This is a genomic window from Litchfieldella rifensis (assembly GCF_042646605.1).
In the GTDB taxonomy this organism is placed as follows: Bacteria; Pseudomonadota; Gammaproteobacteria; order Pseudomonadales; family Halomonadaceae; genus Litchfieldella; species Litchfieldella rifensis.
Genome location: NZ_JBHRUG010000031.1, coordinates 193,378 through 212,501 on the forward strand (window position 1 = coordinate 193,378; position 19,124 = coordinate 212,501).

Here is a 19,124-nt window from a genome sequence, read left to right on the forward strand (position 1 = left end):
GCACGGTCTAGCGGAAAGCGATGCGTGTGCCGTGGGCCAGGGCCTCTTCCGGGCTGATGGACTGGCTGGGAATGCCGATCATTTCATCGCCGAGCTGATCCGCCCAGGTGAGAATCCCGTGCTTGATGCCCATCGGGCCCAGCAGGTCACTGACACGGCCGGTACCCGTGAAGCGCATCACGTCGCCATGCTCGTCCACCAGTTGTGCCATGCCGTGAGAGTGATGCAGGCGCACGACATAGATGCCATCCAGGGATAGTACCTCGACGATGGGAGTGTTGCCTGCGGCCAGGTAGTGGGACAGCTCGGAGACACTCATCATGTCGTCGCGGTGGCGGAGTTTGGCCATGTCGTTCTCCCTCTATGCCTATGGTGGGTACACAGGGTCGACTCGTGAATGGATGACAGGTTCCGGAAGACGCTGTCATGGCGTTTGTGTCGCCATGTTTTCATTCGGTGGGGCGCCGCCGCAACTCGCTCCAGGCGGCGAAGGTGCTGAGGAAGACGCGGCCGGTGAGTTCGTCGAGGAAGTCACTGTTGTTCAACCGGTCCATGACCGGACCCTTCACCTCCGCCAGATGCAGGGTGACATGGGAATCCTTGAGGCGCGCGTTGATGGCGTCGAGGCTTTCCAGTGCCGAGGCGTCGATCAGGTTGACGGCTGAGCAGATCAACACCACATGCTCGAGTTCCGGGCGGCTGGCGACCAGGTTGTAGACGGTATCTTCCAGGTAACGAGCGTTGGCGAAATACAGGCTCTCGTCGATACGCAGCAGTGCCACATGGCTGGCACTTTCGACCTCATGGCGTGCCACGTTGCGGAAGTGCTCGGTGCCCGGCACCCGGCCCACCAAGGCGCTGTGGGGACGGCTGGTGCGGTAGAGAAACAGGCCGACCGACAGCGACACGCCGGCGATGATCCCGGCTTCCACGCCTTCCACCAGGGTCAAGCCGATGGTGACCGCCATGGCGGCGAAGTCGCTGCGCGAGTAGCGCCAGGTCTGCTTGATCATCTTGATGTCGACCAGGGTCAGGATCGAGACGGTGATGGTGGCCGCCAGGGTGGCGATTGGCAGGTGATAGAGCAACGGCGTCATGGCCAGGGTGACCAAGCCGATCCCCAGGGCGGCGAAGGTGCCCGCGGCGGGTGTCTGGGCGCCGGCATCGAAGTTGATCACGGTGCGTGACAGACCGCCCGTCACCGGCATGCCCGCCGAAATGGCGGCGGCGATATTGGCACTCCCCAGACCGATCAGTTCCTGGTTGGGCGAGATGCGTTGGCGACGCTTGGCGGCCAGCATCTGGCCCATGGATACCGACTCGACGAATCCCACCACACTGATCAAGAGCGCAGGTACCAGCAGCTCTCGCCATAGCGGCAGGTCCACGCTGGGAAAGGTCAAAGGAGGGAGTCCCTTGGGAATGGCGCCGACCACGGCCACGCCCGAGGCCGCCAGGTCGAAACGCCAGGACACCAGGGTGGTGACAATCACGGCAAACACCGGCCCTGCCTTGGCCAGCAACGATGCCAGCCCCGGTCCCAGCCACAAGCGGGTCAACAGCCATTGGCCACGCCTGCGCATCAGGACCAGGAAGGCCAGGCAGCCAGTGCCGATGACTAGGGTTGGCCAATGCGTGTTGGTGATGTCGGTGACCAGGCTGACGGTGAGCTCCATCACCGTGAAGCCCGACCCGGAGATCCCCAGCAGGTTGGCCGCCTGGCTGGCCGCGATCAGGATACCCGAGGCGGTCAGAAAGCCCGAGATCACCGGATGGCTGAGGAAGTTGGCGAAGAAGCCCAGCTTCATCATGCCCATGGCAGCGAGCATCAGGCCCGAGAGCAGCGCGAGCACCATGGTCGCCTCGAGGTACTCGGCGCTGCCGGGTGGGGCCACGCCAGCCAGCGCAGCCCCGGTCATCAGGGCGAGGATCGCCACCGGTCCGACTGCCAGGGTGCGGCTGGTACCGAACAGGGTATACGCCAACAGCGGCAGGATACTGGCATACAGCCCGACTACCGCCGGCAGGCCGGCAAGGATGGCATAGGCTAGCGACTGGGGGATCACCATCACGGTCACGATGATACCGGCCAGCAGGTCGGCTCCGCACAGACGTGTGTTGTAATGGGGTAACCAGGCAAGAATCGGCAGGTAGCGCTTGAGCATCACGGGCCCTTATCGGCGGGCGGTCGAAAGCGTGAGCCTACCGGAAAACGGCGGATGATTTCACTCCGGAATGGCACCCGGTGAAATGCCGCTTCGCAGCGAGTCGGTGCATAAGGACCCTTCTAGTCTATCCATAACGTGAAGAAAGCAGTACGTGGAAACCAGCCTGGGCGGAATCGGCGGCAACCGCAAGCATTACGGTCGGCTACCCTATACCCGTGGGCAGGCGGTAACCGGCGAGGAGTTGGAACGGCTCTTCGATGCCGTTGCCACCACGCTCGATCATCTGGCTTGAGTCGTTTCGACCAGCGAACCGGTTGTCTACGGCTTTGGTGGATACGTCCAAAGTCCTACGCAGATTCCTCGGGGAATGCCGATAAGCTCCTGTAATGGAAACAATAACCACAGAGAGCTGAGATGATGGGCAAGATCATGATGGTGTTGTCTTTGGCGCTGGTGGCGGTGGCCGTTGGCGTCGTCGATCGGGTATCGGCCCCGTGGGGGAGCTATCTGGCGGTATTGCTGAGTGGCTTGGCCGGGGCGGGAGCGGTGCTGGCGGGAGGCGTATCGATCTATACCGCCGATCGCAAGACATTGACCGGTGACAGCCGACAACCCTGGCTGCCACCCCAGCGCGATTACCAGTCGCTCAAGCGCATGGCGCATCGCTTGATCCGACGGGCCGGACGCACGGCCATCGCCTCGGCAGAGGTATCGCATCATGCCGATCGCCTTGACCAGCGATTGGCGCGCCAGGACTCCGTGGTCAAGGAAGCGGTGTCGAGCATGGCGGCGATCACCGCGGCCATCGAGCAGGTCTCGATCAGTGCGCAGCAGGTCGCGGAATTGGCCAGTCGCTCGCGTGAGTCGAACCTGTCCAGCCGTGAGGCACTGGATCAGGTCATCGAAGAGATGCGTTCGCTGGCGTCACGCTCCGAAGAGGCGCTGGAGTTGCTCGAGGCGCTCGGCCGCAAGAGCGACAGTGTGCGACATGTGACGGCGCTGATCGAGGAAATTGCCGAACAGACCAATCTGCTGTCGCTGAATGCGTCCATCGAAGCGGCGCGTGCCGGGGAGCATGGGCGCGGCTTTGCCGTGGTGGCGGGGGAGGTGCGCGAACTGGCCAAGCGCACGGCCGATGCCACCCATCAGGTCGAGTCGCTGGTGGGGGAGATCGGAGACAGCAGTCATCGTGTGGTCGATACCATCGGCCATCTCATGAAGCGCGTCGGCGATCGCGCCAAGGAGGTCGAGTCGGTGGGTGGCCATCTGAACGACCTGTCCCGCGATTTCGATAGCGTCGAGCAAAGTATCGGCAGCATTGCCGAGGCCATGGCCGATACCAACGGTCATGGCCGTCAGGTGGCCAACACCCTGACCACCCTGGAAACGGAGGTCTGCGAGGGCACCCGCGACATGCACGACCTGGCGGCGCAAGCGCGTGCCCTGATGGAGGCCGCCGAAGGGGTCGACGGCGAGCTGGCCCAGCAGCGCCTGGACGGGCGTCACCAGCAGGTGTTCCTGGCGGCCAGGGCGGCGGCGGACCGCATCGGCAAACTCTTCGAGCAGGCGCTCAAGCGTGGCGAGCTCGATCAGCGGGCGTTGTTTTCCGACGATTACCGGCTCGTCGCCGAAACCAATCCTCCCCAGTACCGCACCGACTACGACGATTTCACCGACCGGTATTTGCCGGAGGTGCAGGAACCCCTACTCGAGGCCTTGGGGGTTTCCTATGCGATTACCTGCAATCGGCGGGGCTATGTGCCGACTCATAATCGCCATGTCAGTCGGGCGCCTACCGGCGACTATACCCATGACCTGCAATACAGTCGCAGCAAGCGGATCTTCGACGATCCCACCGGCAGCCGCTGTGGCGCCCACCGCGAGCCCCTGCTGGTGCAGACATACAAGCGCGACACCGGTGAAGTCATGCATGACCTGTCGGTACCCGTCTTCGTTCACGGGCAACACTGGGGAGGCTTCCGCATCGGCTACCAGCCCGATACCGCCTGACAGCCAATCATTCGGGCCTTTGACTGTGCCGATTGGAGCATGGGCAAGGCTCTTGCCGCTTATTTGCTCAAGTTTTCTACCGACAAGCCGTTAATATTGATTACATTGCGGTTAAATAAAATAACCTTTTACGGTGGGGAGCTGTCGGAGGGGGCATGGCGAAGGACTTTGGGCAATCGGGCCAAGGGTTGCAAGATGCGCTGCTGGGGCAGCCGGCCAGGCTGCTGTTCAACGACAGCGCTCTCATGGTCGATGTCACCAGTGCCTGTGATGAGATGGCTGGGCCCTTGCGGCGTTTGTCGGGCAGTAGTAGCGAAGCGTCCTGGTGTGGCGACTCTCTCAAACATCAGATGCTGGAAGCGGCACAGCGCTGGAAAGCCTTGGCGTGTGGCGAGCGGAGCCTGCTGAACTGGCTGGACGAAGTTCCCGGCGCGGGCGAGACCCTGAAAGACTTCGTCGATTTCGTGGCGTTGACGCGAGCCTTGGCGGCGCAGAGAAGCGGATCCGGCTGGCCACGACTCGAGCATTTGCTGGGCTTGGCCGCGCTGCGCCTGAAGCTCGATCCCGCTTCGGAGCTCGCGGAAACGACTGCCGAGCGCCTGGGGTTGGTGATCCACCGGCCGGGGATCGTCGACCATCGAGAGATCGCGGCGGCCTGTTCGTTGCGGTTGGCCACGGTACGCAACGCCTTGTCTCGTCGGGAAATGCACTATCGCCGAGGGCAGGGGGTGGTGATTGGCGAGGCCGTGGACTGGATGATCAAGCGCAAGGGATTTCTCTATCCTGTCGTCAATGCCGCCAGTCGCGAGCGTCGCATCAATGGCCGTCTGGCGGCGACCCATCTGGCGAAACTTCCCGAGGTCGAGCTCCGTCGGCAGATCAGCCGGTTGCGCTTGAGCGAATGGCAGGTGCGTGCCTCCGGACAACGCTTCGCCATCAACTCCCAAGGGATTCAACATTGCCTGGTGATGCTGCCCATCGACGACGCCGAACCGCTGTATCGGCTGGGCGTCCAGGCGCTGGAGAACCGCAGTCACGACCCGGGGGCCAGGCTGTATCTGGAGAGTTTTCCCACCGCACCGGGTCAACGGCTCTGGCAATGCCAGGTGCCGACCATGGCCGTACTGGACGCGCTGATCGCCTATCTTGCACGGCAGGCGGGGGACGCCGAGGCGGCCCCGACTCGCGAGCATGCGGATTCCTGACTCAGCCCTGGCCGCTGGATAGGGTGCTGCGTGATCTGGGGCGTGATTGCCAGGCCGACCAGGAGTAAAGTGCCAACCCCGTCCAGATCAGGGCGAAGGTGGTGAGTTGCACGGACGTCAAGGGTTCGCGAAATACCAGCAAGGCGATGAAGAACTGGATGCTGGGATTGAGGTACATCAGGAACCCCAGCGTGGCCAGGCGCAGGCGTCGAGCCGCACCGGCGAAGGCCATCAACGGCAGGGCGGTGATCACCCCGCTGGCGATCAACAGCAGGGTCGTTGAATTCGTTTGCAGAAAGTGCGAGGCCCCGCTGGCACTCAACCAGGCAATGGCCGCGAGACCCAGCGGCAACAGCAAGAGGGTCTCGACGAACAGTCCCGACAGGCCGTCCAGCGGAACCTGCTTGCGCAACAGGCCATAGGTGCCGAAAGACACGGCCAGAGACAACGTGATCCAGGGCACCTCGCCCAGTACCAGCAACTGAATGCAGATACCCAGGGTGGCGAACCCTACCGCGACCCCCTGAAGCCAAGCCATCCTCTCGCGCAGTACCAACATGCCCAGCGCCACATTGACCAGGGGCGTGAGGAAGTAGCCGAGGCTGGCCTGGAGCACCTGGCGACTCTCCACGGCATAAATGTAGATGCCCCAGTTGAGCCCGATCAACACGGCACAGGCGAGTACACGGCCCAGTCGGCGTGGCTTGCCGAGTGCCAGCCTGACCGGCGCCCAGCGCCTCAGCAAAGTCACCAGGCCGGCCAGAAACACGCACGACCAGATGACGCGATGGATCAGTACTTCCCAGGCGGGGATGCCCTCGAACAGGGCGAAGAACAGTGGGAAGCAGCCCCACATCAGGTAGGCGGCAAGACCAAAGCCCACACCCTTGCTGGCTTCTCGGTCGGCGAAGAAGGGGGCGCCGGATGCGGGACTCATTTCCACCTCATTATAGAAAAGTCCTAATCTAACACAGTGGTAGGCGAAGCCCAGTGCCACTGACCATCCATCGACACGCCGGGGCTACGATGAGGCGCTGTCTCGTTGTACGCTGGGAGCATAGCTCCAATTCAACAGTCGCCGGGAGGAATCAGAATGAGTGAACTGCGCACGACCCTCGTGCAGTGCGATCTGCGCTGGGAAGATCCCGACGCCAATTGCCGGATGCTGGAAGAGCTGCTCGGCGAGCTTAGCGGGGACGATACCGACCTGATCGTGCTGCCGGAAATGTTCGCGACCGGCTTCACCATGAATTCGCGGGACATGGCCGAGCCCATGGAGACCAGCCGCACCGTGGCGTGGCTGCGTGAGCAGGCGAGAACGCGCGGCTGTGTGATGACCGGCAGCGTGGCGATCAAGGCAGACGACGAGTATTTCAACCGCCTGATCTGGGCCACACCCGATGGCGAATTGGTGCATTACGACAAGCGTCACCTGTTTCGCATGGCCGGCGAGCACGAACGTTATGGCATGGGGCCAAAGCGTGTGGTCGTCGAACTCAAGGGCTTCCGCCTGTTGTTGACGGTGTGCTACGACCTGCGCTTTCCGGTGTGGCTACGGCAGCAGCCTGGCAGCGACGAGCCCTTCGAATACGACGCCTTGCTGTGTGTGGCCAACTGGCCGGCACCGCGTCGCCAGCCGTGGCGAACCCTGCTCCAGGCTCGCGCAATCGAGAACCTATGCTATGTGATCGGGGTCAACCGGGTCGGGGAGGACGCCAAGGGGCTCGCCTATGCCGGCGATTCGATGCTGATCGACTACAAGGGCGAGCCGCTGATCGACGAGCCTCGCGATGTGCCCTTCCTGTTGACCGGTACGCTCGACCGTCAGGCACTGGCCGATTTCCGCGACAAGTTCCCGGCCTGGATGGATGCCGATCGTTTCGAGGTGCGGGTTTGATGCGTCTGGACAAGTTTCTCTGCGAAACCACCGACCTGACCCGTAGCCTGGCCAAGAAAGCCATGCATCGCGAAGAGGTCAGCGTTGACGGCGAGGTGGTCAAGAATCCGGCGACCCAGGTCGATGCACAGAGTCGCGTGCAGTGGCTGGGACAGTCGCTCGAGTTGGTCGGGTTGCGCTATGTCATGTTCCACAAGCCGTCCGGGGTGGAGTGTACGGCCAAGCGCGGCCTCTATCCGCTGGTCACCGACCTGATCGGCTTGCCCAAGGTGGAACGGCTAAAGGTGGTGGGGCGTCTCGATGTGGATACCACTGGCCTGGTGTTGCTGAGCGATGATGGTCAATGGTCGCATCGGATTACCTCTCCGCGTCGCCACTGTGCCAAGGTCTACCGGGTGCAGTTGGCCGAGGCGTTGACCGGGGCGGCCGCCGAACGGGCCGTCGTGGCCTTCGGCGAAGGGATATTGCTGGATGGCGAGGACAAACCGACGCGTCCCGCCGAGCTTGTGCTGACGTCACCCCGCGAGGCCAGGCTCACCCTCCATGAGGGCAAGTATCACCAAGTGAAGCGGATGTTCGCCGCGATCGGCAACCACGTCGAGACCCTGCACCGGGAGTCGATCGGTGACATTGCGCTCGACCCGACCTTGGCACCGGGCGAGTGGCGCGAATTGAGCGACGAAGAAATCGACGCTTTCTAGTTTATACCGTTATCTTTTTTCGTGAGAGGCGGGTTGCCATGGCGCTGACGATAACTTCCATGGCACACCCGTCAGCGCGTTGCCAGGGGGGCGGGCGCCGTGAGTCCCGCTGCCTCCACCAGGGCCTGGGTATAGGGATTCCGTGGCGTGCCCAGCACTTGATCGCAGTCGCCCTCTTCCACCACCTCGCCGTCCTTGAGAACCATCACGCGGTGCGCCATGGCGCGCACGACCGCCAGGTCATGGCTGATGAAAAGAAAACTCAAGCCGCGCTTGCGTTGCAGTTCGCGCAGCAGGACGACGAGTTGTTTCTGCACGCTGCGATCCAGCGCCGAAGTGGGTTCGTCGAGGACGAGTAGGTCGGGTTCGAGGATGATGGCACGAGCGACGGCGATGCGTTGGCGCTGGCCGCCGGAGAATTCATGCGGATAGCGTGAGGCACAGTCCTGGGGTAGACCGACCTCCCTGAGGGTGTCCTGCACGCGCTGCCCGATGTCCCGTTCGTCGAGTTCGGGATGGTGGAATCGGAGACCTTCGCTGATGATCGCCGAGACCGGCAAGCGCGGCGAGAGCGAGCCGTAGGGATCCTGGAAGACGATCTGGAAGCGCCTGCGGCTCTTGCGCAGGGGGGGGCCGGTGAGGGTATCGAGGCGTTCGCCGTCGAAGCGTATTTCACCCTGACTGGGGACCAGGCGCAACAGCGCCATGGCCAACGTCGTCTTGCCTGACCCGGATTCGCCGACGATGCCGAGCGTCTCGCCGCGAGCCAGTTCGAGCGACAGCGGCTGAACGGCAACGAAGGGGGGCGGACGCTTGGCGAACAAGCGCTTGGGCCGGGAAAAGGTCACCGACAGTCGCTGGGCATCGAGCAGCGGATGTCGGGTGGCCAGAGCCATCGGGCTGCCTTCCGGTTCGGCATCGATCAGGCTGCGGGTATAGGGACTGCGCGGGGTGGAGAAGATCTCGTCGACCGGTCCGGTCTCCTGTTCGCAGCCCTGATTGAGTACACAGACGCGATCCGCATGGCGCCTGACCAGGTTCAGGTCGTGGGTGATGAACAGCATGCCCATACCGTAGTGATCGCGCAGCTCGGCGAGCAGGCCGAGGATCTCTTTCTGCACGGTGACATCGAGGGCGGTCGTGGGTTCGTCGGCGATCAACAGCACGGGGTCGTTGGCGATGGCCATGGCGATCATGACACGCTGGCGTTGACCGCCAGAGAGCTGGTGGGGCCAGACATCGAGCAACTCGTCGGGACGCGGCAGCTTGACCCGGACCAACAGCTCGCGTGTGCGCTCACGGGCAGCGCGGCCGCTCAGGCCCTGGTGCAGGCGGAGCGTTTCGCCGATCTGCTTGGCCACGGTGTGCAGCGGGTTGAGCGACGTCATGGGTTCCTGAAAGACGAAGCCCACGCGACCGCCGCGCATGGCACGCCATTCGCGCCCCGACAACCGGTCGAGGTCCGTGTCCTCGAGCCACCGTCCGCCGCGGACGCTGGCATTGGCCGGCAGCAGGTCCATGGCGCCAAGGGCGCTGACCGACTTGCCGGAGCCCGATTCGCCGACCAGTGCCAACGTCTCGCCACGGCGGATCTCCAGTGACAAGCGATCGACCACCGTCACGCCATCGAAGGCGACACTCAGGTCCTGCAAGCGAAAGAGAGAATCAGTTGGCATGGGGCGGCACCCTTGGTGTCGGGCTTGCGGAGGCCTCGATGTGACGAGGGTCGAAGGCGTCGCGCAAGCCTTCGCCGATGAAGACCAGCAGCGAGAGCATCACCGACAGGCTGACGAAGGCCGTGATTCCCAGCCAAGGTGCCTGCAGGTTGTTCTTGCCCTGGGCTACCAGTTCGCCCAGCGAGGGCGAGCCGGGTGGCAAACCGAAGCCAAGGAAATCCAGTGCGGTGAGGGTGGTAATGCCCCCGGTGAACAGGAAGGGGATGAAGGTCAGGGTCGCGACCATGGCATTGGGCAGTACATGACGCCACATGATCAGATGCGAGGGGAGTCCCAGGGCCTTGGCAGCGCGCACGTATTCGAGGTTGCGGGCACGCAGGAATTCGGCGCGCACCACATCGACCAGGCCCAGCCACGAGAACAGCAGCATGATCCCCAGTAGCCACCACAGGTTGGGTTCCACCAGGCTGGCGAGGATGATCAACAGGAACAGCACCGGTAGCCCGGACCAGATCTCCGTGAGGCGCTGGCCGATCAGGTCGGTCTTGCCACCGAAATAACCCTGGATGCCGCCGATCAGGACGCCGAGCATCAGCGAACCGATGGTCAGCACCAGCGCGAAGACGACCGACAGGCGAAAGCCGTAGATCACGCGCGCCAGCACGTCACGCCCCTGGTCGTCGGTGCCCAGCCAGTGACGGCTGTCAGGAGAAGAGGGGGCCGGCCGGCTGAGTTCCATGTCCAGGGTCTGGTAGGAAAAGGGGATGATCGGCCACAGCATCCACCCCTTGCTCTCGATCTCGTTTCGCACGTAGGGGTCGCGATAGTCGGCGGTGGTCGGCAGGAAGCCGCCGAACTCGGTTTCCGGATAATCCACCAGCAAGGGAAGGTACCATTGTCCCTGGTACTGCATCACGATGGGTTTGTCGTTGGCGATCAATTCGGCGGCCAGGCTGAACACGAACATGCCCAGAAAGACCCACAGGGCGATATAGGCACGGCGATTGCGACGGAATACCGACAGCCGGCGCCGGGAAATGGGAGACAGTCGTGCGCTGAGTCTTGCAAACATCGTGATCAGGACTCCCGCGTCGCGAAATCGATGCGTGGGTCGACCCACACATAGGTCAAGTCGGAAATCAGCTTCAGGATCAGTCCGATCAGGGTGTACAGATAGAGGGTGCCGAAGATCACCGGGTAGTCGCGTTGCATCACCGCTTCGAAGCCCAGCAGGCCCAAGCCATCGAGCGAGAAGATCACCTCGATGAGCAGCGAGCCGGTGAAGAAGATGCCGACCAGGGCCGAGGGCAGCCCGGCGATGATGATCAGCATGGCATTGCGGAATACATGACCGTAGAGGACCCGGCGGTCGCTGGCGCCCTTGGCACGTGCGGTCAGCACGTATTGCTTGTGGACCTCGTCGAGGAAGCTGTTCTTGGTCAGCATGGTGAGCGTGGCGAAGCTACCGATGGCGGACGCCAGCACCGGCAGGGTGATATGCCAGAAATAGTCGCCTACCTTGCCCAGGGCCGAGAGCTCGTCGAAGTTGGGCGAGGTCAGACCGCGCAACGGAAAGACACTGAAATAGCTGCCGCCGGCGAAAAGCACGATGAGCAGGATGGCGAACAGGAAGCCGGGAATGGCATAACCGACGATCACCAGTCCCGAGCTCCACACGTCGAAGCGCGAGCCATGGCGCAGCGCCTTGCGTATGCCCAGTGGAATCGAAACCAGATAGACCACCAGCGTGGTCCACAATCCCAGCGAAATCGATACCGGCAAGCGCTCGACCATCAGCTCGACCACCGGACGATTGCGAAAGAAACTGTTACCGAAATCGAAGGTGGCGTAATCGCGGATCATACCCAGGAAGCGTTCATGTGGGGGCTTGTCGAAGCCGAACTGGGCCTCCAGCCTCTCGATGAGCCGCGGGTCCACGCCACGGGAGCCACGAGACTCGCCGCTGGCGACGGTATCACCACCGCCGGCATCCAGGCGGGTGCTGGCCGCACTCTGGAGTCCCTCGAAACGTGCCAGCATCTGATCGATGGGGCCGCCGGGAGCGGCTTGCACGATGACGAAGTTGAGCAGCATGATCCCCAGCAGGGTGGGGATCATCAGCAGCAGACGGCGGAGAACGTATGAGCCCACGGTGATTCCTTCGGTACGGGGAACGGATCAGCGGCGTTGGCGGTTGGTGATCGCGGTGTCGCGCTCCGGGTCGACCCACCAGGCATCCAGGTCGAGATTGTACTCCGGGAACGGCTGCGGATAGGCGAATTTGTCCCACAGGGCAATGCGGGTTTCGCCGAGAAACCATTGTGGAATGACGTAGAAGCCCCAGCGCAGTACCCGGTCGAGTGCGCGTGCCGCGGTGTCGAGTTGCTCGCGGGACTCGGCGCGGATCAGGCGTTCGACGAGAGCATCGATGACTGGATTGCTCAGGCCGATCAGGTTGCGACTTTGTGGGCTGTCGGCATATTCGCTGGTCCAGTATTCGCGTTGCTCGTTCCCCGGATTGGCGGATTGGGGGAAGCTGCCGACGATCATGTCGAAGTCGAAGCTGCGCAGGCGATTGAGGTACTGATTGACGTCGACCGTGCGGATACTACCTTGTACCCCCAGCCGCGAGAGGTTGCGCAGCAGCGGCTGTACCACACGCTCGAACTGGGTGTCGAACAGCAATACCTCGAGCGTGAAGGGACGGCCGGTCCGGGAATCGATGAGAACGCCATCGCGCACCTCGTAGCCGGCGTCCCGGAACAGTTCCAATGCCTTGGCCAGGCGAGCGCGCATGTCCTCGGGTTGCTCGATGGGTAACGGTTCCTCGAACACGCGTGCCGGCAACTCGTCGCGGAAGGGCTCGAGTATGGCCAGTTCGGCCTCGCTGGGCATGCCCTGGGCGGCCATGTCGGAATTCTCGAAGAAACTGTGGGTGCGTTGGTAGGCACCGTAGAAGAGGTTGTCGTTGAGCCAGTCGAAATCGAAGGCCAGGTTGATGGCCTCGCGTACCCGTGCATCGCGAAACTTGTCGCGACGCAGGTTCATCACGTAGGCCTGCATGCCGGCCGGTTGGCCGTCGGGGACGCTGAGGCGCTTGACGAACCCCTCGTTGGCAGCAGGGAAATCGTAGGCGGTGGCCCATTGACGAGCGCTGCTCTCGATGCGCATGTCCAGATTGCCGGCCTTGAACGCCTCCAGGGCCACGGTCTGGTCACGATAATAATCGAAGATCAGGCGGTCGATATTGTAGCGGCCTCGATTGACCGGCAGGTCCTTGCCCCAGTAGTCGTCGACCCGTTGATAGACGATGCGGCGGCTAGGCTCGACGGCGGCAATACGATAGGGCCCGGAGCCAAGCAGCGGTTCCAGCGTGGGGGCGGTGAATTCCCGGTCGGCCCAAAAATGCGCAGGCAGAACCGGCAATTGGCCGATGATCAGCGGCAGCTCCCGGGAATTGTTCTCGGCAAATTCGAAGCGCACGGTGTCTTCATCGAGCACCTGCACCGATGTCACATCGGCATAATAGGCACCGTAGAAGGGTTGTCCCTCATCGCGGAGCGTTTCGAAGCTGAACACCACATCCTCAGCGGTGACGGGTTCGCCGTCATGAAAGCGAGCCTCGGGATGCAGGTCGAATTCGATCCACTGACGATCAGGAGCCAAGCGAATGCCTTCGGCCAGCAACCCGTACATCGAGAAGGGCTCGTCGGGATTCGAGACCATCAACGTATCGTAGATCTGGGCCAGGCCCGTGGCGGGAGTGCCACGAATGATGAAGGGGTTGGTGGTATCGAAGCTGCCGATGGCCGAACGTACCAGGCGCCCCCCCTTGGGGGCCTCGGGATTGACATAGGGAAAGTGGGTGAAGTCCGCCGGGAGTGCGGGATCGTCGTAGAGGGAGAGGCCATGCACGGTGGCGACGTTCTCCGCTTCCTCAGCCAGCGCTGCGGTGGTCAGAGGTGCGACGATAACCAGTGAAAGGCTCAACAGGCTAGCACGGGCAGCGATCATGGGATGACATCCTTGAGTCCTGACAGGCAACGAGATGGCAGCTCAAGGCCGCCGCATCGATAAGGTGTCAGGCGCTGCCGCAATTGTAAACACACCTCAGCCACTGGATGCCTGGGCCTGTGCCAGCGTGGGGCGGGGGATGTTCAGTGTCTGTCCCTCATAAATGAGATCACCGTCGAGGCCGTTGAGATCGCGAATCAGGGTCAGAGTCACGCCGTGCAGGGCGGCGATGGTCGACAAGTTGTCGCCGCGTTGGACCACGTAGGTGTCTTCGGCAACGGCGCGCTCGGCTGGCGACCAGGATTCGAGATTCGCCATCAGGGTGTCGTGATGCTCCACCGGTACCAGCAGCACGCTGGAATTGGAGGGCGACAGACTGCCGTTCAGCAGACCGGGATTGAGGGCTTCGAGTTCCGCGCGAGTGGTGCCGGCGAGCGAGGCGGCGCGGTTCAGGCTCAGAGGACCATCGAGTTCGACCGTGGCAAAGGCTGGGCGGTTGGCGATGTCCGCAAGCTCGACGCCATGTTTCTCCGGCTCGGCGACGATAGCGGAGATGGCCAGCAGCTTGGGAACATAATGCATGGTTTCGCCGGGCAGGCGCAGGTGCCAGTAGTCGTCAGGTTCGCCGCGGTGGGCTGCGGCGTGGCGGGCCTTGTTCACGGTACCGGCGCCCGCATTGTAAGCGGCCAGGGAGAGTTCCATGTCACCGTCGTACCACTGTTCGGCTTGTTGTTCGAGGTAGTCGAGGGCGGCACGTGTCGAGGCGACCACGTCGAGGCGACCGTCATACCCCCGTGAGCGGGATAACCCCAGCGCGTCGGCGGTTCCCGGCATGAACTGCCACAGCCCGCTGGCGCCGTGGGGGCTGCGGGCTGTGGGGGCGAAGGAGCTCTCGATGAAAGGCAGCAGCGCGATTTCGCCGGGTAGATCGCGCGCCTCGAGCTGCTCGAGGATCCAGTGCAGCCAAGGGCGGGCGCGTTCGGTGATTTCGGCGATATTCTCTGGGCTCGAGCGGTAATGCTCGATCCATTCCTGGACCCGCGGCTTATCGGTGTCGGATTGCCATTGAAAGGCATCACGCAGGCGGGTCCAGGCATTCAGGGGGGCAGGCTCGAGAATCAGCGCCTGCCAGAAATCGCTGGGTTCGGTGGTGGCGGTGAGACGACTGACCATCGTGTCGCCGATTTTGGCCTGAGCGGCAGCCTCCAGGCCGAGGGTAGTCAATAGTAGGGCGCCCGCCAGGCTAATCACCTGGCGGCGGGTCGTTCGGTATGTCATGGCAGGGAGTCCTTTCGGGAGCTGACCATCGAGCTGGCGTCCTTGGAGTGATTAGAAGTGGTCTTTCCAGGCTCGCAGCGTGGCAAAGGTGGATAGCGGGGAGTCGGCATTGCCTTGTGTCGCCGCGGCCTGTTGCACGCCGGGTTGGTTCGCCCGCAGGAAGGGGTTGACCTGGTGCTCCCGAGCCAGGTTGCTCGGCAAGGTGGGCTTGTCCTGCTCCCGGGCACGCCGGCATTCCTCGAGGTATTCGTCGATGGCCGTATTGTGGGGATCCGCCGCCTTGGCGAAGCGCAGGTTGGCGAGGGTATATTCGTGAGCGGCGAAGACCAGCGTCTCGTTGGGCAACGCCGCCAACTTCGAGAGCGAAGTATGCATCTGCTCGGGAGAACCTTCGAACAGGCGACCGCAGCCAGCGGAGAACAAGGTGTCGCCACAGAACAGCAGGGGCGGGATGCCGGCGGCGAAGAAGGCGATATGATCGAGCGTATGTCCCGGCACCTCGAGCACCTCGAAGCGACGCCCCATGACCAGGCACTCGTCGCCTTCAGCGAGGCGTTCGTCGATGCCCTCGATATCGGGGTTTTGCGGGCCGATGACGCGCGGGCGATACTGACGAATGAGTTCGGGCAGGCCACCGGTATGGTCGTGGTGGTGATGCGTGATCAGGATCGTTCCCAGCGTCAGGCCTTCACGCTCGAGCAGGTCGATCACGGGACTGGCGTCGCCGGGATCGACGACGGTAACGTCAGGACTCGTGTCCTGACGCAGCAACCAGATATAGTTGTCGCTAAAGGCCGGAATCGGTGTCACGCTCAACATGGGATCGCTGTCCTCGCTCCTAAGTCATTGACTTAACCATCCGGGCCGCTCCCGCTATAGTATCAAGCGAGCCATTTTACCGGGTCGACCGGTGGCAAAAGGAAGCGCTGCCTGGTAGCGGATAAGCTGCACAAAACCGAATACTGTGGGGAGAACACCGCGCTGTGTCAAATTCGGATGTTACGATATCGCTGGCGCAGTTGGTGCGCGATGGCCGCCGTTATTGGTCTTCGGCCGATGGGAAGGCGCATTGGCAGGCGGAGCGTGCCTGTGTGGGACCCGTCTGTGAACGCCTGTTTGGCGCGCATAGCCTGGAACTCGGCATGGCACCTCGCCTCACCGATATGTGTCCGGTACGCCATCCCATGCGTTGGGCGCCCACTCGCGAGTTGGCCGAGTCTGCCGAGACCCTGGTCTGCCAACCCGATCGGCTGCCACTGCCGGATGGCGCGCTGCAACTGGTGGTCATCCATCACCTGTTGGAAGTCGTGGCCGATCCGCATCATGTGCTGCAGGAAGCGGCGCGCGTCACGGCCGATAGCGGGCGACTGATCATTTTCGGCTGGGGGCCTCTGGGGATGAGTGGGCTGTCGCGGGTCTGGCCTCAGCGACGGCGGTATCTGCCTTGGCGGGGGCACTGGAGAACCCCTGGCCGACTGGGCGACTGGCTGACGTTTGTCGACTTCGAGATCGAGCGGGTAGACTACTGCGGTTTTCATTTGCCGGGCCGCATGCCACGCAATGCCATGCTGGAAACCCTGGGACGGCGTCATAATCTGCCGTTGGGCGATACCTTCATGATTCGTGCCCGGCGCAAGTCACAACTGGCTCAGATCCAGCGGCCCAGGATCGCCATCGGGGCGTCGTCCCTGGGGGGAGCCTCTCTCGGGCATGCCACCCGGATAAGCCGCCAACCAGACAGGATGACAGAGGGTGACTGACGCCTCCTTACCGCGTGTGACCATCTACACCGACGGCGCCTGCCGCGGGAATCCCGGCCCCGGCGGCTGGGGAGCGGTCTTGACCACCGGTCGTCACGAAAAGACCTTGAAGGGCTACGAGGCCCAGACGACCAACAATCGCATGGAACTGACGGCGGCGATCATGGCGCTGCGCGAGCTCAAGCGTGAGTGCGTTGTCGACCTGTGGACCGACTCGGAGTACCTGCGCAAGGGGATCACCGAGTGGATCCATGGCTGGCAGAAGCGTGGCTGGAAGACCGCCGCCCGTCAGCCGGTCAAGAATGCCGACTTATGGCACGCCTTGCTGGACGAGGCAGCCCGACACCGTGTCAATTGGCACTGGATCAAGGGACACAGTGGGCACCCCGGCAATGATCGCGCCGATGCCCTGGCCAACGAGGCCATCGATGAGCTTCAGGCCTCGCGAGCCTGATTTCCGAACCCGTCCCCGTCAACTTCGAGAGAGCGCATGCGTCAGATCATTCTGGATACCGAGACTACCGGCATCGACCCCAAGGAAGGCCATCGCCTGATCGAGATCGGTGGAGTGGAGATGGTCAATCGTCGTTTCACCGGCAACACTTATCATCAGTTCATCAATCCGCAGCGTGAGATCGAGGCCGAAGCCATCGAGGTACACGGCATTACCAACGAGCGCGTCGTCAACGAGCCGGTATTCGCTGCCATTGCCGACGAATTCTGGGACTTCATTCGTGGCGCCGAACTGGTCATTCACAATGCTGCCTTCGACGTGGGCTTCATCGACCATGAACTGAATCGGCTGAACAAGGAGCGAGGAGAGCCGCGCCTGGGACCCGTTGCCGAGCATTGCCGCATTCTCGATACCTTGAAGATGGCCCGCGACAAGCATCCGGGACAGCGCAACAGTCTCGATGCGCTTTGCAAGCGCTACGACATCGACAATGGACACCGGGTACTGCACGGGGCCTTGCTGGATGCCGAGATCCTGGCCGAGGTCTACCTGGCGATGACCGGTGGTCAGACCGCCCTGTCGCTGGATGCGACATTGCAGAGCGCGGACAGTGATCAGCCGGCGGCCGGTAGCGTCGGTATCCGTCGTCTGTCCCCGGAGCGTAGTCGCCTGCGGGTCGTGAGTCTCAGTGACGATGAGCTTGCCGCGCATCGCGACAAGCTGGAGAGGATCCGCCAGGCAGCCGGCCAATGCCAGTGGGATGCATTGCCAGGAGGTTCTCAGCAGGAGCCGCATTGATGTTTTGTCGTGAGCTGCCCCATGACGCCAGTCACGGCTATCTGATTCAGCTGGCCGGGGGGCATATCGCCCCGGGGGATGACGGCGGCTTGCTTCAGGCGCCCCAGGATTGGCCCGAGCCGGCCGTGCCCTTGGGATGGTGGCACGACACGCCCGTGGCGCTGATCGTCGAGGAGGGTGCGCCAGGTGAAAACTGGCCCGATGGTCGCGAATGGCTGTCAAGGCTGCCCGAGTCGCAGTTCGTGCTACTGTCCACGGCGCTGCAGGTCGGGGCCTGGTGGCGGGATCATCGCTTCTGTGGACAATGCGGCACCCGAACCGAGCGTTTGGCGCACGAGTTCGCCATGCACTGCCATGCCTGCGGTCATCGTAGCTACCCGCGTATCTCGCCTTGCATCATTACCCTGGTCACGCATGGCGATGCCATGTTGCTGGCGCGCAGTCCGCGCTTTCCGCCGGGACGCTACTCCACTCTGGCGGGATTCATCGAACCAGGGGAAGCCGCCGAAGAGGCGGTACGTCGTGAGGTGTACGAGGAGGTCGGCATTGTCGTGGGCCGGGTCAGCTACTATCGCAGCCAGGCCTGGCCGTTTCCGCATTCGTTGATGCTGGGTTTCTTTGCCGAAGCCGCCAGTCGTCGCATTTGCATCGATGGCCAGGAAATCGCTGATGCCGCCTGGTTTTCGCCGACAGCCTTGCCGCAATTGCCGCCGACCTATTCCATCTCCCGCGCGCTGATTGAGGCGCATCGGCGTGGGGTATTGCAGCGCAATCACTGACGGCTGCAAGGCGAAGAGAACGGCCACCCGACGGGCGGCCGCGACACGCAATCCCGTCAGGTGCTGGGGAATAGATTGGTCAGTTTGGTGGCCAGCATGACATTGCCGGTGGCCTTGAGTTTGCCGGTCATGAAGGCGTTCATGCCGTTGAGTTCACCGCTCATGATGCCCTTCAGGGTATCGGTGGCCATCGATAGGGTCACGGAAGGGTCGTCGTGTTCCCCTTGTCGAACGTCGAGACGGCCATCCTTGATCACCAGGTAATAGTCATCGGTGTCGCTGAAGATGAACTGAAAGACATCGTCCATGCCCTGGGCGGCATCGGCATCGAAGCGCGCCTGGAGCTTGTCGATAATGGGATTGGCCATGTCATGTATCCTTGAT

19 protein-coding genes are annotated in these 19,124 nt (G+C 62.7%); 9 read left to right on the top strand and 10 right to left on the bottom strand.

Features of this window, described 5'->3' with window-relative positions; translation table 11 throughout:
- Positions 1 to 7: 7 nt before the first annotated feature.
- Both ACFOEV_RS16655 and ACFOEV_RS16660 read right to left on the bottom strand, forming a co-directional pair.
- Positions 8 to 349, bottom strand: coding sequence for a hypothetical protein (locus ACFOEV_RS16655; RefSeq protein ID WP_386775962.1), 342 nt, complete (start codon positions 347 to 349; stop codon positions 8 to 10).
- A gap of 100 nt (positions 350 to 449) precedes the next feature.
- The gene (locus ACFOEV_RS16660) at positions 450 to 2,165 is read right to left on the bottom strand and encodes a SulP family inorganic anion transporter (protein ID WP_386775964.1); all 1,716 of its coding nucleotides are present in this window, start codon (positions 2,163 to 2,165) and stop codon (positions 450 to 452) included.
- 154 nt (positions 2,166 to 2,319) lie between these two features.
- On the opposite strand from ACFOEV_RS16660, the gene ACFOEV_RS16665 reads away from it, so the two are divergent.
- From ACFOEV_RS16665 to ACFOEV_RS16675, 3 genes are all read left to right on the top strand, one after another.
- Complete coding sequence (locus ACFOEV_RS16665) at positions 2,320 to 2,460, top strand: hypothetical protein (protein WP_386775966.1); 141 nt, start codon at positions 2,320 to 2,322, stop codon at positions 2,458 to 2,460.
- Between the two features lie 122 nt (positions 2,461 to 2,582).
- On the top strand, positions 2,583 to 4,178 hold the full coding sequence (locus ACFOEV_RS16670) for a methyl-accepting chemotaxis protein (RefSeq protein ID WP_386775968.1): 1,596 nt from the start codon (positions 2,583 to 2,585) through the stop codon (positions 4,176 to 4,178).
- A 155-nt stretch (positions 4,179 to 4,333) separates the two neighbouring features.
- Positions 4,334 to 5,383, top strand: coding sequence for a hypothetical protein (locus ACFOEV_RS16675; RefSeq protein WP_386775970.1), 1,050 nt, complete (start codon positions 4,334 to 4,336; stop codon positions 5,381 to 5,383).
- 1 nt (position 5,384) lies between these two features.
- Here the strand turns inward: ACFOEV_RS16675 and rarD are convergent, their stop codons facing one another.
- The gene (gene rarD, locus ACFOEV_RS16680; RefSeq protein WP_386775972.1) at positions 5,385 to 6,320 is read right to left on the bottom strand and encodes an EamA family transporter RarD; all 936 of its coding nucleotides are present in this window, start codon (positions 6,318 to 6,320) and stop codon (positions 5,385 to 5,387) included.
- 156 nt (positions 6,321 to 6,476) lie between these two features.
- On the opposite strand from rarD, the gene ACFOEV_RS16685 reads away from it, so the two are divergent.
- The gene (locus ACFOEV_RS16685; protein ID WP_386775974.1) at positions 6,477 to 7,280 is read left to right on the top strand and encodes an amidohydrolase; all 804 of its coding nucleotides are present in this window, start codon (positions 6,477 to 6,479) and stop codon (positions 7,278 to 7,280) included.
- Positions 7,280 to 7,981 (top strand): pseudouridine synthase, encoded by a 702-nt coding sequence (locus ACFOEV_RS16690; protein ID WP_386775976.1) that lies wholly within the window; start codon positions 7,280 to 7,282, stop codon positions 7,979 to 7,981. The genes ACFOEV_RS16685 and ACFOEV_RS16690 overlap by 1 nt, the downstream gene beginning before the upstream one ends.
- Before the next feature lie 71 nt (positions 7,982 to 8,052).
- On the opposite strand, the gene ACFOEV_RS16695 is transcribed toward ACFOEV_RS16690, so the two are convergent.
- The 6 genes from ACFOEV_RS16695 to gloB all read right to left on the bottom strand — a co-directional run bounded on the left by ACFOEV_RS16695 (position 8,053) and on the right by gloB (position 15,768).
- The gene (locus tag ACFOEV_RS16695) at positions 8,053 to 9,657 is read right to left on the bottom strand and encodes an ABC transporter ATP-binding protein (RefSeq protein WP_386775978.1); all 1,605 of its coding nucleotides are present in this window, start codon (positions 9,655 to 9,657) and stop codon (positions 8,053 to 8,055) included.
- Complete coding sequence (locus ACFOEV_RS16700) at positions 9,647 to 10,729, bottom strand: ABC transporter permease (RefSeq protein WP_386775980.1); 1,083 nt, start codon at positions 10,727 to 10,729, stop codon at positions 9,647 to 9,649. The genes ACFOEV_RS16695 and ACFOEV_RS16700 overlap by 11 nt, the downstream gene beginning before the upstream one ends.
- Before the next feature lie 5 nt (positions 10,730 to 10,734).
- The gene (locus ACFOEV_RS16705) at positions 10,735 to 11,808 is read right to left on the bottom strand and encodes a microcin C ABC transporter permease YejB (RefSeq protein WP_386775982.1); all 1,074 of its coding nucleotides are present in this window, start codon (positions 11,806 to 11,808) and stop codon (positions 10,735 to 10,737) included.
- A 27-nt stretch (positions 11,809 to 11,835) separates the two neighbouring features.
- The gene (locus tag ACFOEV_RS16710; RefSeq protein ID WP_386775984.1) at positions 11,836 to 13,671 is read right to left on the bottom strand and encodes an extracellular solute-binding protein; all 1,836 of its coding nucleotides are present in this window, start codon (positions 13,669 to 13,671) and stop codon (positions 11,836 to 11,838) included.
- A 96-nt stretch (positions 13,672 to 13,767) separates the two neighbouring features.
- Positions 13,768 to 14,949 carry a transglycosylase SLT domain-containing protein gene (locus tag ACFOEV_RS16715; protein ID WP_386775986.1) on the bottom strand — a complete coding sequence of 394 codons (1,182 nt, stop codon included), beginning with the start codon at positions 14,947 to 14,949 and terminating at the stop codon, positions 13,768 to 13,770.
- 51 nt (positions 14,950 to 15,000) lie between these two features.
- Complete coding sequence (gloB, locus tag ACFOEV_RS16720) at positions 15,001 to 15,768, bottom strand: hydroxyacylglutathione hydrolase (RefSeq protein WP_386775988.1); 768 nt, start codon at positions 15,766 to 15,768, stop codon at positions 15,001 to 15,003.
- A gap of 164 nt (positions 15,769 to 15,932) precedes the next feature.
- Here gloB and ACFOEV_RS16725 point away from each other — a divergent pair, with 164 nt between their 5' ends.
- From ACFOEV_RS16725 to nudC, 4 genes are read left to right on the top strand one after another with little or no spacing between them, the layout of a single operon-like run.
- Entirely contained in the window at positions 15,933 to 16,709 is a 777-nt protein-coding gene (locus ACFOEV_RS16725) for a class I SAM-dependent methyltransferase (RefSeq protein ID WP_386775990.1), read from the top strand.
- Complete coding sequence (gene rnhA, locus ACFOEV_RS16730; RefSeq protein ID WP_386775992.1) at positions 16,702 to 17,163, top strand: ribonuclease HI; 462 nt, start codon at positions 16,702 to 16,704, stop codon at positions 17,161 to 17,163. Before ACFOEV_RS16725 ends, rnhA begins: the two co-directional genes overlap by 8 nt.
- A 36-nt stretch (positions 17,164 to 17,199) precedes the next feature.
- Entirely contained in the window at positions 17,200 to 17,961 is a 762-nt protein-coding gene (gene dnaQ / locus ACFOEV_RS16735; protein ID WP_386775994.1) for a DNA polymerase III subunit epsilon, read from the top strand.
- Positions 17,961 to 18,740, top strand: a complete 780-nt coding sequence (gene nudC / locus ACFOEV_RS16740) for an NAD(+) diphosphatase (RefSeq protein ID WP_386775996.1) — start codon at positions 17,961 to 17,963, stop codon at positions 18,738 to 18,740. The genes dnaQ and nudC overlap by 1 nt, the downstream gene beginning before the upstream one ends.
- Positions 18,741 to 18,796: 56 nt before the next feature.
- Here nudC and ACFOEV_RS16745 read toward each other — a convergent pair whose 3' ends face one another.
- The gene (locus tag ACFOEV_RS16745; RefSeq protein WP_386775998.1) at positions 18,797 to 19,108 is read right to left on the bottom strand and encodes an SCP2 sterol-binding domain-containing protein; all 312 of its coding nucleotides are present in this window, start codon (positions 19,106 to 19,108) and stop codon (positions 18,797 to 18,799) included.
- Positions 19,109 to 19,124 lie beyond the last annotated feature (16 nt).